Genomic DNA, 13805 nt, shown 5'->3' on the forward strand with positions numbered 1-13805 from the left:
TTAGTCTCATTATAAACGAAAGCAAGCCGTCGGTATAGAAATTTTTACTAAATGAAAGAGGGATGTTGGAATATTTTGCTGAATTCTGTCGCAGATTGAATTATTTTATTCCTTTGCGAACAGCAGCAGCCACGATACAGCCCCAACCTGCCAGAAAAGCGACGCCGCCGATCGGGGTAATCGCTCCGAGTATGGACTTGTCTGTAAGCGCCAGTGCGTAGAGGCTTCCGCTGAAAATGACAACGCCGGCGATCAGCAGATTCGCGCCTGTCCGCAGCAGCTTGCTTTCTCCGAGACGATCGGCAAGCAGCGCAACGAGCATTAGCCCCAGCGCATGATACATATGATAGCGAACGCCGGTTTCGTAAATTTCAAGCAAACGGTCAGACAGCGTTTCTTTTAACCCATGAGCGCCGAATGCGCCCAAAGCGACGGCCAAAGCGGCACCAACGGCGCCGATAGCAAAATATTTTCTTAGCAAAGTGTTGTTCATTCCTTCCATATTTGTGTATACTTTTACCGTGTTGCCGGTATGCATGATCCAGGGACATTATATCATTTTGACCATAAAGGAGTCGATTTTGAATGGAAGACAACCGTAACAACAACGAAGAACAATCAAATCCTTACGCTTCGCCCTCAAGCGAGCCGGACGGCCGTAACGGATATGGAGGCAACGATTACGGCGACAATTCGTATGGCGCTCCGCAGTTTGGAGCGAATCCGGATGCTCCGGCCAGACCTGTACCGCTGAAGCATTCAGGCGTCGGCATCGCCTCATTCGTACTGGCGATCATCTCAGTATTGCTTGGCATTGCCGGAATAATTTTATCGATCAGCTTTGCTGGCCAGGTTGCCAACGATCCAGGTTTCATGGATTCCATGACGCAGTCCAACGGAGAAGTGCCGGAAGGGTTTCTAGCATTAGCTTCTGCAGGATTAACGATGATCATCGGCATCGGCTGCTCGTTTATCGGACTTATCCTCGGTATCGTAAGCGTTGCATCCCGCAATCGCCGCAAAGTGTTCGGCATTATCGGCCTCATTCTGAACGGCTTGATCGTACTCGGAATGGGCGGCCTGATGTTGATCGGTTTCTTCGTCGGCGCGGCTAGTGCTGGCATATAGCCAGGGTTAGCGTGGGCGCGCTGATAGTATGGGTGGGCCTCTTGCAATAGCGGGGACTGACTCATTAGCGTGGGCGGGTTGCTTGCAATCGTGCGCATCTGCCACAGCTAGCGGCATTTCAAGCAACTCGCGTTGACGTGCCTAACAAGCAGCATACCGTGGGCATGCAGCTTGTTAGGCATGTTAGACAATGTCTGCGCCGGACTCGTGGTGATGCGTACAATTATCATGCACATCGCTCCCATACGCCGGCAACTATGATGTACAAATAAAAAAGCGTCCAAGTCGCCCATGTGAAGGCGGTTCGGACGCTTTTTTATTTGCATGATCGAAATTCGGGGAAGCCCTGCGTCGCAGCCGCGCTCGAGGCTGAACGTCTGGTCAATCGCATGGAGTTTCCCGGTTAAACCCCACTGGAGTTATTGTTTAAACTATAGTCTAATATTTATTTCACGCCATTCCATCCTCTTGGCACGAATAACTGCCTTTTGCAAGTTTCCACCCAACTACTCCTCAGCTCTGACTGCAGGGCTACAGAATACTGCCTTTATTCTACCACCATCAGAATGGGCTACGGGCTGCGCAATAACTGTATACTGGTAGCTACTTCGTGCAATCAGCCCCTATTGGCTCAAGGTAACTACCTTTTGCAGTTTTTCACTCATGCCTAACACCATATTTAACTACGAGCTGCACAATAACTGCATACTGGTAGTTACTTCGTGCAATCAGCCCCTATTGGCTCAAAGTAACTACCTTTTGCAGTTTTTCACTCATGCCCAACACCATATTTGACTACGGGCTGCACAATAACTGCCTTTTTGCAGTTATTGCGTGCGAGTTGCTCCTTTTTGTTCGGAATAACTGCGGTTTGGCAGTTATTCCCTCATCCCGGCCACTAGATATGACTACGGGCTGCACAATAACTGCCTTTTTGCAGTTAATGCGCACCAGTTGCTCCTTTTTGCTCGGAATAACTGCGATTTGGCCGTTATCCCCTCATCCCGGCCACTAGATCTGGCTTCGCAATGCACAATAACTGCCTTTTTGCAGTTATTGTGCGCGGGTTGCTCCTTTTTGCTCGGAATAACTGCGATTTGGCAGTTATCCCCTCATCCCGGCCACTAGATCTGGCTTCGCAATGCACAATAACTGCCTTTTTGCAGTTAATGCGCGCCAGTTGCTCCTTTTTGTTCAGAATAACTGCGATTTGGCCGTTATTCGAGCAGCAGATAGCTATACATGCTCACTCTAGGCCATTTGCGAGGTGGAGGATCGTCTCCTAGTTGATTAGAGCATCACACACAACTCCCAGAGTGTAGTAGCTTCACTGCATGAGAGCGTTAATCAACCACATGTGCCTCTGCGCCGCTTTCATTCAACTGTACTAGATTGACCAAACAAAACTTTTCTACTGAACAAAAATCTTCGTCGTGCTGTAGCCTTCCTTCGTCTTGCGAACCTCCAGACTGGCGGGGAACGCACGCTTCAGTTCCTGCACGTGGGAGATGACGCCGATCATCCTGCCCGCCTGTTGCAGATCGACAAGCGCTTCAATCGCTTTGCCCAGCGAATCCTCATCCAACGAGCCGAATCCTTCATCGATGAACATCATTTCGATTTGCACGCCGCCCTGATGCGACTGAATGACGTCGGTCATCCCCAGCGCCAAACATAGCGAAGCATTGAACTTCTCCCCGCCGGACAACGTTTTGACATCGCGGTTTTGTCCTGTATATGCGTCATAAATGTCAAGCCCCAGACCGCTCTGCTTGCCCCTCGATTCCAGCCTGTCGCTGCGCTGCAGGACGAATTGGCCGCCGGACAGCCGGTCCAGCCTCTCGTTCGCTGCCGCCAATATTTGCTCCAGATACTCAATCAAAATGTAGCGCTCGAACGAAATCTTTAACGCGTTATCGCCTTTCAGCATCTGATACACGTCAAGCACCTGCCCGAGCTTCCGTTCAATCGCCCGCTCCGCTGCGTTTGCTTCGTCCAGCGCCTTGCCAAGCCGTTCCGCCTCCGATGCCAGCCGAAGTGCTGATTGGAGCGCCAGAACCGCTTCCTCAAGCCGGCTTTTCAGCCCAGCTGTTTTCTCATTCAAGGCGTCCAGATCAGGCAACTGCAACCCTGCCAACGCAGCGTTCAAATCTTCGACCCGTTTCTCGGCCGCAGCCAACTGCGCCGTGTAAGCCCGGATCTGTTCTATTAAAGCGCTCATGCTACTCTCCGGCAGCAGCGCTTCGACATAGCTTTGCTGAGATTCGAAGCGTGCTTGAACCAGCTGCTCTTTAAAACGATCAGCCGCCTCTTTCGCAAGCGCAACCGCCTCTGCGGCATGAAGCTTCTGCTGCTCGGAAAGCGCCCGCTCCTCGGCCGCTTTCGCCGTCGTCTGCCTGAGCGCGTCCTGCACCTCTTTCCACAACGCCGCAAGCGAATCGGCCAGACGGCGTTGATCGGCGAGCCGCTTCTCAAGCAGCTGCGGCGATCTCAGTTCCTCTGGAATGCGCTCCAGCTCTTTCTCTAGCACCGTTCGCTTGGCCGCAGAATCGGCAGCGACAACTTGCAGTTCAGCCTGCAGCTTGTCTTTCCGCAGCAGCAGCTGCTCCTGCCGCTCCTCCAGCTCCTCCGCATGCTTCCTCATGTCGGCAGCCGTCCGCATCCCTTGCTCCAGCCGATCGACTTCTCCCTTCAGCTGCTTCCATTCCTGCCGCAGCGTGCTTTGCCGCTCTGACAACGGCACATTCTCCGTTACCTCTCCGTATTCGGCCAACTCGCTCAAGCTGCCGTCCCGACCAGCTCTTGCAGCCGCGCTTTGCAGCATAGCTGCCTGCAGCTCCGATTCTAGCCGAGCAAGCTGTTCCTTCGCCTGCTGGAGCTGCTCGCGCGAAGGCACCGCTTCCGCAGCCTCCGCTTTATCCGGATGCTCAGTGCTGCCGCATACCGGACAAGGCTTGCCATCGTGAAGATGAGCGGCGAGCAGGCTTGCCTGACCCTCCAACCACAATCGTTCAAGCTGGTCATGGCGCTGCTTCATTGCCCCCAGCTCGCGCTGCTGGTGCGCTTCCAGTTCGGCGTGTTTCCCCAGCTCCGCTTCGTATTCAAGCAGCTTCGAAACATGCCTGCCCTGCTGCTCGACCCGGCGCAACCGGTCCAGCATCTCCGGCAGCAGCGCGTTTTCGGTCTCCAGCGCTTTCAACTGAACAGCCGAGGTTTGCTTTTCTTCCTTAGCCGCAGCCAGTCTTGCTTCCGCTTCGGCCAACTGACCCAAACACAGCTTCTCGGCCTCCGCGAGCCGCTCCGCCTCTTGCCGCAGAACGGCGAGTGCTTCTACCGCTGGCGCCAGCTCTATCAGCCGATGCAGCTCGCGGCGAGCCGCTTCCCGCTCCTCCTCGCGTTCCTCCTCGTGGCGATAACGCAGCTCGGCCTCCGCCGCGGCTGACTGCGCCGCTTCAGCGAGCGCCTGCCGCTCCTCGCTCAGCCGTTGCTTCTGCGCAGCGTCGCGCCCGGCCCGCTCCGCCTGCTCGTGATACGGAGCGAGCAGCGCCGCCCGCTCCGCCAGCTTCAGCCTCCGCTCCCGCTCCTCATGCTCGCTGCGCCGGCTTTCCAGCTCCGCGAGCTTGCCTTGCTCGGCAGCCAGCTCCGCAAAACGCGCCTGCCTCGCCAGCGCCTCGCGCAGTTCGGCCTCGTGCGCCGCCAATTCCGCCTCTCTCGCTGCTTTGTCCGCTTCCGCTCCAGCACCGAGCTCACGGTAATAGGCCGCTTCGGCCGCAATGCCGGCGGACAGCTGAGAAGCGCTGCCGCCGGGCTGAGCGAGCAAAGCCGCCAGATCGCTTTCTTCCCGTCTTGGGAGAGACTCCGCCGCCTGATTCCGGTACAGCTCCGTCCGAATCCTCGCTTCCTTCAAGCTATCGGTCAACTCCCGCGTCTGCTGCTGGAATTTTCCTTCGAGCCGCTCATACAGCTCCGTTCGGAAGATACGGCGCAAAATTTCTTCCTTATTGTCCGTATCAGACGTCAGCAGTTTGCGGAACTCGCCTTGCGGCAGCATGACAATTTGATTGAACTGATCCTTCGTCAGCCCAATGATAGTCTCTAGTTTCGCATTCACGTCCCCGACCGTAAACCGGTCGACGGCCATTTCCTCTCCGCCGGACGTCGTCTCATAAAGCTCGGCTTTGCCGCCCGTCTCGCTTTTATTCGTTCCTTTGCGATGGGGAAGCTGCCGAAACAGCCGGAAGGTTCGCCTTCCTACGGCAAATTCGAAATCGACCGCCGTATGCGTGTCGTCGTCTGCAAAATGGCTCCGCAGCATTCGCGGTTCGGAGCGATCCTCGCCGCTCGCGGCGCCGTACAGCGCAAAGCAAATAGCGTCGAAAATCGTTGTCTTGCCCGCTCCGGTACTGCCGGAAATGACAAACAAGCGATGATCGCCAAGCTCTGAAAAATCGATCGTTTCCGCATCGCGATAAGGACCGAAAGCGGTCATCGTTATTTTCAATGGTCTCATGCGACGCCGCCCTCCTCTTTCAGCAGCTGCTCAAGCGTTTCCTCGAACAGCTTTCTTTGCTCTTCGCCTAGCGGCATGCCTTTCACCTCTTCATAAAAAGCGCCGAACAGCGCCGTCGGATCGGCCTCTCTGCGGCCAGCCGCTTCAACTGTCGCCGTTTCGCCTGACGAAATCGTGCGAACGGGCTTGCGCTCAACATGCAGCGCGTTCGGATAGACGGCGCGCACCTTCTCCATCGGAAACATGACGGGGTTTTCATCCAGCAGCGTGACAAATACATAATCTTCGCTCGGCGCCTGCTTCTCGATGTCTTCGAGCATGCCGACCACCCTTCGCATGTCTCGCAGCGGCTTCAGTTCCCGCTTCTCAACAGTAACCATACCGTCCTCCGCCAGCTCGACAATCAAAAAGCCTTTGTTATGGCGTTCTTCCGAAATCGAATATTTAAGCGGAGAGCCGGCATAGCGTATATTCTCGCGAGCGACGAAATGCGCCTGATGCAAATGCCCAAGTGCCGTATAGTGAAAAGGCGTAAAATAGTCAGCGGTCACATGCTCCGCTCCGCCGATCGACAAAGGCCGCTCCGAATCGCTCGTATTCGGCTCCGCCGCTCCGGTAGGTGTTACGAACGCATGACCTATCAGTACATGCCGCGCCTTCGTGTCCATTTGCCGGGTGATCCGCTGGGTCGTTTCCCGCATCGCATCGTCATGGGTGCGAATCGCGTCATCCCCGTAAGCTTGTCTCGCTTGCGCCGGGTCGGCGTAAGGCACCAAATGAAAATGCACCTCACCGAAACGATCGTGCAGCACGACCGGCTCGGGCGTTTTTTTCAATTTGCCTGCGATATGTAATCCCTGCGCCTTCATCATTGCGGTTCCAAAATCCAGCCTGTCCGGGCTGTCATGGTTACCCGAAACGGCCAACACCGGCGTGCCCAGCCCGATCACAATTCGTTCCAGCAGTTCATCTAGCAGCTCTACCGCTTCCGTCGGCGGCACTGCCCGATCGTATAAATCGCCTGCTATTATGACCGCGTCGGGCTTCTCCTCCTCAATCGCTGCCAGCAGTTGTTTCAACGCAAAGCGTTGGTCTTCCGTCATATATACACCTTGAACCAGCTTGCCTAAATGCCAGTCCGCCGTATGAATCAGCTTCATTTCAACCTCATCCTTTCCTCGGCAAAACGGGTCGATACCGCGCTTATCCAAACACAACCCCGCCAAACCTTCAAACAGTACTTATTTCGCTCCCAAACGCCGCAAATCCTGCCGGGAAATATTGCCCTCCAGCGATGCAATTGAAAATTGGGGAGAGGTCTAGCAGAACAAGATGCCTTTGGACAACAGGAAATGAATTAAAAAAAATCGTCCTCCCACCTATGAACTGCCCGAGAAGGTAGAGAACGATCATCTCAATAATTCTATTTTCTACTCATTTAATGGCTCAAAACCGAACTCAGTGCTTAACTTGGAGTGAGAGGAAGCGCTGCGGGTAAGAAGGTTCTTCCGATCGCCATTAAAGCCTGATTCCTTTATTCGATAAATGGCTGTGGTAGGTATCTTGCTTTAAAAGCGACCACTATCGTTCCTCCAGAATCCCTCTGCCTCTTCGCCTTACTCAACTTTTCCGTGATGCACTGATTTCGGTTTTGAGGCCTTTTTTTGTACAAATTATACTGTACGTATTGAAAAAACAGTTTTTAACTGTTACCATAATCTAATAGTAATAATAATCATTCTCAATATTTTCAGACAGAAAGAAGGAGAGAACAAACAGATGCAAAGTTTTAAAAAGAAACGAGTCGCTTATATTACGATGATGGTATTTATGCTGCTATTTGTAGCGGCTTGCGGCAGCAACAACGTTGCTCCATCCCTTGAAGAAAAGCCTTCGGACGCTGAGTCTGTCCCTGCATCCAGCCCTGAACCCGCCCCTACTGAAGACAAAAAAACAATTACATATAAAGCCGCCAATGGTGATATAGAGGTTCCAATCAATCCGCAGCGAATCGTGGTCGATTCCAAGGTTTACGTCGGCTACTTCCTGGCACTAGGCATTAAACCAGTCGGTGTGCCTGAAGAAGCTCTGCACAACCCTTATTTCGAAGGAATGGTAGACGGCATCAGCAGCATCGGAGAAATGGATTCCTCTCTTGAACAGATTGTCTCCTTGGAGCCCGATCTCATTATTACGATTACTCGTTCCAAAACAATCGAGCAATTCGAAAAGATCGCTCCAACCATTGCCATCGAATATGGAGAGAAGGACTTCCGCGAGCAGTTGCTTGACTTCGGTGTCATTACCGGCAAAGAAGCTGAAGCTAAAGCGTGGATTGAGCGTTGGGATGCCAAAATTGCAGACAATAAGCCTAAAGTTGAAGCAGCTGTAGGTGATAAGACGGTTTCCATCCTGCAGCCTTCGGCCAAAGGCATCTATGCTTTCGGCCATAATTATGGCCGCGGCGGTGAAATTATTTATGGGGAGTTCCATCTTAAAGCCCCGGAGATCATTCAAAAAGAAGCCATCGACAGCGGGGCCGGATATGCCAGCCTCTCGATGGAAAAATTGCCTGAGTTCGCCGGCGACTACATTTTCACCAGCCCATGGACAGGCGATGCCAGCCAGCAAGAAGACATGTATGAAACCAATGTGTGGAAGTCACTTCCGGCCGTGAAAAACAATCGGGTATACCAGCTAGATCCTAAATACTCCAATTACAGCGACCCTGTATCCTTGGAGGCTCATCTTGACCTTGTGTTGAAAAGCTTGCTGCCGTAACGGCTAAGCTTCCATACCAATCATTAACCTTTAGCCCTCTGCTTGGAAGAAATTCCGTTCCTATCAGGGGGCTTTTTATGATGCTCTGATATGATCAAGACATTGACACCCCCTCAAATCTGTCATACTATATCTATAACAGATCTGTCATACTACATACATAACAGATTGAGGTGAACGATGATGCAAATACGGCTTAATCCCGATCATGAGCTTCAACTGTATAAGCAGCTTGCGAATCAACTGATTGAGATGATTGCAACCGGCGAGCTTAAGAATGGGGATACGCTGCCGTCAGTTCGAGTCATGGCTGCCGATCTGGGCATTAATTTGAATACCGTGAGCAAAAGCTATCACGAGCTGGAAAGCAAAGGACTAATCGAGCTCAGACCTAAAGCAAAAGCGCTTATTATCGGCGGTATCCCTAGAGAAGCGGAGGAAGGAAAGCTACAGCAAGTCGAGCAGGCGCTAAAGCCGGTTATGGCGGAAGCCTATGCGCTAGGACTTGAGAAGGAACAAATCACCAGCCTGTTTCAACGCATCTTAAAGCAGTGGAACGGGGGTTCGTTATGATAAATATCGCTCTTTTTGTCCTAATCGCTGTGATCGAAATGTCAATGCCTTACCTTACTCGCAAAACGAATGTATTCGGCATATCGATTCCTGAAGCGTTCGTCCATCATCCCAAGCTGGGGCAGTGGAAAAAGACGTATCGTCTAACCATCGGCGGGGCGAGTCTCATTCTCCTCATCTTGCAATTGGCCGGGAATCTTTTTCCGATAGATTTGCAGATTCTAAACCTAAGTTTTTTCATCGCGCTCATGCTCATGCTGTTGATTACTACGGCCGTTTATTTGTTTTTTCACCATAAAGTGAAAAGCTTCAAGCAGGATGCAGGCTGGGAGCAGCAGGCCCATTACGTGCATGTCACCGACCTTGCACTGCGACAAAAACTCAGACTGGCGCCTGCACCTTTCTTTATCATCCCGATCGTCATAACGGCAGCCCTTATCGCTTTTACCTTTATGAATTATTCGCAAATAGCCGATCAGATCCCCATCCATTGGGGAATAAACGGGGAAGCCGATCGTTGGGTAGACAAATCCCCTCTGTCCATCATCCTATCCCCGTTAATTTTACTTAGCCTGCAAGTTTTCTTTCTCATTACTTCTTATCAATTCAAAGCAGCCAAGCTTAATCTCACTGCTCAAAATCGGCAAAGCTCAGCTAATCGCGAGCTGTTACAGCGACTGTACGGAAGCTGGTATGCTCTAGTCGTGAATTATGCCGTAACCTTTCTTTTCGTTTTTTTGCAGTTCCATTCTTTGCTGTTACAGGAGAGCAGCCGAACAGTTAGCCTCCTCCCGATTGCGGTTTTTTTAATTGCTATCCTGCTAGGCCTTGTGGTCATGATTCGTAAAACAAGCAGCATTCAAGAGAAGTTCAATCACGAGCTGACGAACGAATCCAGCGTCCAGGACGATCAGTATTGGATATGGGGATGATCTATATCAATAAAAATGATCCTTCTCTCATTGTCGAAAAAAAATACGGTCTCGGCTGGACCATCAATATGGGCAATAAATGGACAGCTGTTGTCATTTTGCTGCTTCTTGTTCCGCCCCTTTTATTTCTATTCCTTTAAAGGAGAGTGCCAGATATGAGAACCCTGCTTGTATATTCGATGGCTTTTCTATTGGTCACACTAACGGCTTGTGGAAAAACGGCGACTGAAAAAGAAAAAGCGCCTATGAATCAACAATTTATCGGAGAATGGAGCGGAGATATCGAAATTCCGAAACAGCCTCTCCCTATTCAATTAACATTGGATAAGGATAAAGGCACCTTCTCCGTGCCGGTCCAAGGCCTGCATGATTATCCTTTTGAAAAGCCCGATTACGACGGAGATGCGGTGGCCATCCGGTTTATCCTGAACCAATCGACCATTCAAATTGAAGGCGAATTAAAGGATGGTAAAATAGCAGCCGTTTTTAAGCAAAATGGCGGAAGCTTTCCGCTAGTGCTTAGTCCGGTTGAATCCAGCGGCCATGCCGTTACTTACGAAACAATCTCAATTCCTGTCAAAGGCGGGGAGCTAAAGGCAGCCCTGCAACGCGCAACCGTCAAGCCCGAGGGCAGCGATCAAGCTCCCGTCGCCCTTATACTCGCCGGCTCAGGCCCTACGAATAAGGATGGTAACTCGATGGGAGCGGGCAAAAACGACAGCCTCAAGCTGTTAGCGGAGGGACTGGCGGCACAAGGCATTGCTAGCATTCGTTATGACAAGCGCGGCATCGGAGAAAATATGGCTCTTGCCGGCAGTGAGGAAGAGCTGTCCTTTGACGATTTTGTGGAGGATGCCGCTGCCGCAATCGAGCTCCTCTCATCTATGAAGGAGTTCACCTCCGTTCATGTCATTGGACATAGCGAGGGCTCCTTGATTGGCATGATCGCGGCCAATACGGCGAACGCTCAGTCCTATGTCTCTCTTGCTGGCGCAGGCAAGCCGATTGATGAGGTTTTGCTGGCGCAGCTCAAGGGCCAGCTTTCTCCGAAGCTATTTGAAGAATCGGAAGCTATTCTGCAATCGTTAAAGAACGGGAAATCGGTATCAACCGTCTCTCCCGATCTCAACGCGTTATTCCGAGCATCGGTACAGCCCTACCTTATCTCTTGGCTGGCCTATAATCCTGCTCAAGAAATAAAGAAGCTGCATATCCCTGCTTTAATCCTGCAAGGAAACACGGATATTCAAGTGTTAGTAGAGGACGCTAAGGCGCTGGCAGAGGCCAAGTCGGAAGCAAAGCTTCATATCGTAGAGGGGATGAATCATGTGCTGAAGAAAGCCCCGGCCGACCGGGAGCAAAATCTAGCGACCTATTCCGATCAATCCTTACCTCTGCATGAAGAGCTGATACCGCTTCTTAGCGAATTTATTTTGAGCACGCCTTAAATCTTCAGACGAAAAAGCCTGAGTTCCGATGCGGAACTCAGGCTTTTTTACGTTCCTCAGGACTCTACGCTCTCCCATCCGGTTCATAGTTTGCTATAGCGCAGCGATAGAATCGGGCAACTTTTGCTTCACATATCCGGGGAGGACTTGAATATATTGAATAACAACCATTTATTATTTAGTCAAGGAGGTGCTCCGAAGTGGGTTCAACGGATAACAGGCTGTTTGTTGTTTCCAGAGAGGACTGGTCGCTGCATCGCAAGGGCTATCAGGATCAAGCCCGTCACCAGCAAAAGGTTCGGGAAGCGATCAAGCAGAACTTGCCCGATCTCGTATCCGAAGAAAGCATCATTATGTCCGACGGCAAGCAAGTCATCAAAGTGCCGATTCGGAGCCTTGATGAATTCCGGTTCGTTTATAACTACAATAAAAATAAACATGTCGGCCAAGGCGACGGCGACAGCCAGGTCGGCGACGTGCTTGGCGTCGATCCGCAAGCTGCGAAAGGCCCTGGCAAAGGCGAAGGAGCAGGCGATCAGCCTGGCGAAGATGTCATTGAAGCCGAGATTAGCCTCGCAGAATTAGAAACGATGCTGTTCGAAGAGCTGGAGCTGCCCTTTCTGAGACAGAAGGACAAGGATCAGCTGGAGACGAAAGAAATCCGCTTTAACGATATTCGCAAGAAGGGCATCATGTCCAACATCGATAAAAAACGGACTATCATGGAAAATCTGCGGCGCAACGCCACCTCCGGCAATCCCGGCATTCACGGCATTACGCCAGACGATTTGCGCTACAAAACGTGGGAGGAAATCGTCAAGCCGCAATCCAATGCGGTCATTCTGGCTATGATGGATACGTCGGGGTCGATGGGCAGTTTCGAGAAGTATGTGGCGCGCTCCTTCTTCTTCTGGATGACCCGCTTCCTCCGCCGCCAATACGAGAATGTCGAAATTGTCTTTATCGCACATCATACGGAAGCGAAGGAAGTGACGGAGGAAGAGTTTTTCACCCGCGGCGAAAGCGGCGGCACGATTTGCTCCTCCGCCTACATTAAAGCGCTAGAAATTATCGACAGCCGATTCTCGCCGAGCGTCTACAACATTTATCCGTTTCACTTCTCCGACGGCGACAATTTGACCAGCGACAACGAGCGCTGCGTCAAGCTGATCGGAGAGTTGCTCAAACGCTCGAACCTGTTCGGCTACGGCGAAGTGAACCAATACAACCGCTCCAGCACGCTCATGTCGGCCTACAAGCATATCAACATGCAGCATTTCATGTACTATGTCATTCGCGAGAAAGGCGAAGTGTACAATGCGTTAAAGTCGTTCTTCCATAAGCGGGAGAGCATAACCGGATAAGTGTTAATCACGAAAAAAACCAAGGAGCTATGCAACCGAATCCGGCTGCATAGCTCCTTGGTTTTTGCGTAAAATAGATGTCTCTCAGCCTTTTTCATGGCTAACTCTTGCGCAACGGCCATTTTGGCCGTTATAGTACGCGAGCGCTGCTATTTTGACGCGGTACGGCCTATTGCGCCGCGTGCAACGGCCGAAACGGCCGTTATTTCGCTCACTCGCACACTTTTCCACGCCGCAACGGCCATTTTGGCCGTTGCAGTACGCTAGCGCTGCTGTTTTGACGCGGTACGGCCTATTGCGCCGCGTGCAACGGCCTAAACGGCCGTTATTTCGCTCACTCGCACACTTTTCCACGCTGCAACGGCCATTTTGGCCGTTATAGTACGCTAGCGCTGCTGTTTTGACGCGGTACGGCCTATTGCGCCGCGTGCAACGGCCGAAACGGCCGTTATTTCGCTCACTCGCACACTTTTCCACGCTATAACGGCCATTTTGGCCGTTATAGTACGCGAGAGTTACTGTTCCGAAGCGGAACAGCTTCTAACTTACCTGGGTCTGCCTCAGTGGGCATCTACTTCGTCAAGTCTGTAATGAGATTAAACCGCATCCCCAGTATCGCCCTATCTGCCCGTTTCCTGAAGCTCGGCGGCAGGCGCCGCTGCTTCTCCCGAAAAGAAAACTTCCGCCTTCCCCTTATGGTCCTCCGTCACATGGCGACCTATCGCGGCCAATGCCGCGGCAACCACGGATGCGTCGTCCGTGAAGCCGAGCACGACGATCGCGTCCGGAATCACGTCGATCGGACTTATAAAATAAGCAAGCGCCGCGAAGGCAATCCCTTTGGCGTATACCGGCGTTTTTGCGTCTATCGCGCAATAGTACATAGAGACGGCTTCTTTTGCGAACGGAATTTTGCCCGCAGCCCTCTTCATTTTGCTCCAAAACCCTTTCTTCACCGCCGCTTCGTTTTTGACCGCATTGGCACTGGCATTGGCAAACGCTTGATATTCGGCTGTTCCTGTTCCTTGCATGACGCCGCCTCCCTCTTTTTTTACGCTAACTATACCAT

The 13805-nt window shown here is 51.9% G+C and carries 11 protein-coding genes; 7 read left to right on the forward strand and 4 right to left on the reverse strand.

Annotated features, from left to right (window positions below):
• Nucleotides 1–100 precede the first annotated feature (100 nt).
• The gene (locus ACFVTB_RS06440) at nt 101–493 is read right to left on the reverse strand and encodes a DUF423 domain-containing protein (protein ID WP_387747021.1); all 393 of its coding nucleotides are present in this window, start codon (nt 491–493) and stop codon (nt 101–103) included.
• A gap of 92 nt (nt 494–585) precedes the next feature.
• Here ACFVTB_RS06440 and ACFVTB_RS06445 point away from each other — a divergent pair, with 92 nt between their 5' ends.
• Entirely contained in the window at nt 586–1128 is a 543-nt protein-coding gene (locus ACFVTB_RS06445) for a hypothetical protein (protein ID WP_387746537.1), read from the forward strand.
• Between the two features lie 1411 nt (nt 1129–2539).
• On the opposite strand, the gene ACFVTB_RS06450 is transcribed toward ACFVTB_RS06445, so the two are convergent.
• Together ACFVTB_RS06450 and ACFVTB_RS06455 are read right to left on the reverse strand one after the other, a co-directional pair.
• Nucleotides 2540–5638 carry an AAA family ATPase gene (locus ACFVTB_RS06450; RefSeq protein ID WP_387746539.1) on the reverse strand — a complete coding sequence of 1033 codons (3099 nt, stop codon included), beginning with the start codon at nt 5636–5638 and terminating at the stop codon, nt 2540–2542.
• Entirely contained in the window at nt 5635–6798 is a 1164-nt protein-coding gene (locus tag ACFVTB_RS06455; RefSeq protein ID WP_387747024.1) for an exonuclease SbcCD subunit D, read from the reverse strand. The genes ACFVTB_RS06450 and ACFVTB_RS06455 overlap by 4 nt, the downstream gene beginning before the upstream one ends.
• 619 nt (nt 6799–7417) lie before the next feature.
• Between ACFVTB_RS06455 and ACFVTB_RS06460 the strand changes: the two genes are divergently transcribed.
• The 6 genes from ACFVTB_RS06460 to yhbH all read left to right on the forward strand — a co-directional run bounded on the left by ACFVTB_RS06460 (nt 7418) and on the right by yhbH (nt 12736).
• Nucleotides 7418–8419, forward strand: a complete 1002-nt coding sequence (locus ACFVTB_RS06460) for an ABC transporter substrate-binding protein (protein WP_387746541.1) — start codon at nt 7418–7420, stop codon at nt 8417–8419.
• A 180-nt stretch (nt 8420–8599) separates the two neighbouring features.
• The gene (locus tag ACFVTB_RS06465; protein WP_387746543.1) at nt 8600–8992 is read left to right on the forward strand and encodes a GntR family transcriptional regulator; all 393 of its coding nucleotides are present in this window, start codon (nt 8600–8602) and stop codon (nt 8990–8992) included.
• Complete coding sequence (locus ACFVTB_RS06470; RefSeq protein ID WP_387746545.1) at nt 8989–9924, forward strand: DUF1648 domain-containing protein; 936 nt, start codon at nt 8989–8991, stop codon at nt 9922–9924. The genes ACFVTB_RS06465 and ACFVTB_RS06470 overlap by 4 nt, the downstream gene beginning before the upstream one ends.
• On the forward strand, nt 9921–10064 hold the full coding sequence (locus tag ACFVTB_RS06475; protein WP_387747027.1) for a DUF5808 domain-containing protein: 144 nt from the start codon (nt 9921–9923) through the stop codon (nt 10062–10064). Before ACFVTB_RS06470 ends, ACFVTB_RS06475 begins: the two co-directional genes overlap by 4 nt.
• Before the next feature lie 15 nt (nt 10065–10079).
• The gene (locus ACFVTB_RS06480) at nt 10080–11372 is read left to right on the forward strand and encodes an alpha/beta hydrolase (RefSeq protein WP_387746547.1); all 1293 of its coding nucleotides are present in this window, start codon (nt 10080–10082) and stop codon (nt 11370–11372) included.
• A 200-nt stretch (nt 11373–11572) separates the two neighbouring features.
• Nucleotides 11573–12736, forward strand: coding sequence for a sporulation protein YhbH (gene yhbH / locus ACFVTB_RS06485; RefSeq protein ID WP_387746549.1), 1164 nt, complete (start codon nt 11573–11575; stop codon nt 12734–12736).
• 620 nt (nt 12737–13356) lie between these two features.
• Here the strand turns inward: yhbH and ACFVTB_RS06490 are convergent.
• Nucleotides 13357–13767: a YkvA family protein gene (locus ACFVTB_RS06490; protein WP_387746551.1), complete on the reverse strand. Its 411-nt coding sequence runs from the start codon at nt 13765–13767 to the stop codon at nt 13357–13359.
• Between the last annotated feature and the right edge of the window lie 38 nt (nt 13768–13805).

Source organism: Paenibacillus sp. NPDC058071 (assembly GCF_042885235.1).
GTDB lineage: Bacteria > Bacillota > Bacilli > Paenibacillales > Paenibacillaceae > Pristimantibacillus.

Coding starts and splice junctions, on each gene's coding strand:
- ACFVTB_RS06440 (WP_387747021.1), bottom strand. CDS start 493: ATGAACAACACTTTGCTAAGAAAATATTTTGCTATCGGCGCCGTTGGT.
- ACFVTB_RS06445 (WP_387746537.1), top strand. CDS start 586: ATGGAAGACAACCGTAACAACAACGAAGAACAATCAAATCCTTACGCT.
- ACFVTB_RS06450 (WP_387746539.1), bottom strand. CDS start 5,638: ATGAGACCATTGAAAATAACGATGACCGCTTTCGGTCCTTATCGCGAT.
- ACFVTB_RS06455 (WP_387747024.1), bottom strand. CDS start 6,798: ATGAAGCTGATTCATACGGCGGACTGGCATTTAGGCAAGCTGGTTCAA.
- ACFVTB_RS06460 (WP_387746541.1), top strand. CDS start 7,418: ATGCAAAGTTTTAAAAAGAAACGAGTCGCTTATATTACGATGATGGTA.
- ACFVTB_RS06465 (WP_387746543.1), top strand. CDS start 8,600: ATGATGCAAATACGGCTTAATCCCGATCATGAGCTTCAACTGTATAAG.
- ACFVTB_RS06470 (WP_387746545.1), top strand. CDS start 8,989: ATGATAAATATCGCTCTTTTTGTCCTAATCGCTGTGATCGAAATGTCA.
- ACFVTB_RS06475 (WP_387747027.1), top strand. CDS start 9,921: ATGATCTATATCAATAAAAATGATCCTTCTCTCATTGTCGAAAAAAAA.
- ACFVTB_RS06480 (WP_387746547.1), top strand. CDS start 10,080: ATGAGAACCCTGCTTGTATATTCGATGGCTTTTCTATTGGTCACACTA.
- ACFVTB_RS06490 (WP_387746551.1), bottom strand. CDS start 13,767: ATGCAAGGAACAGGAACAGCCGAATATCAAGCGTTTGCCAATGCCAGT.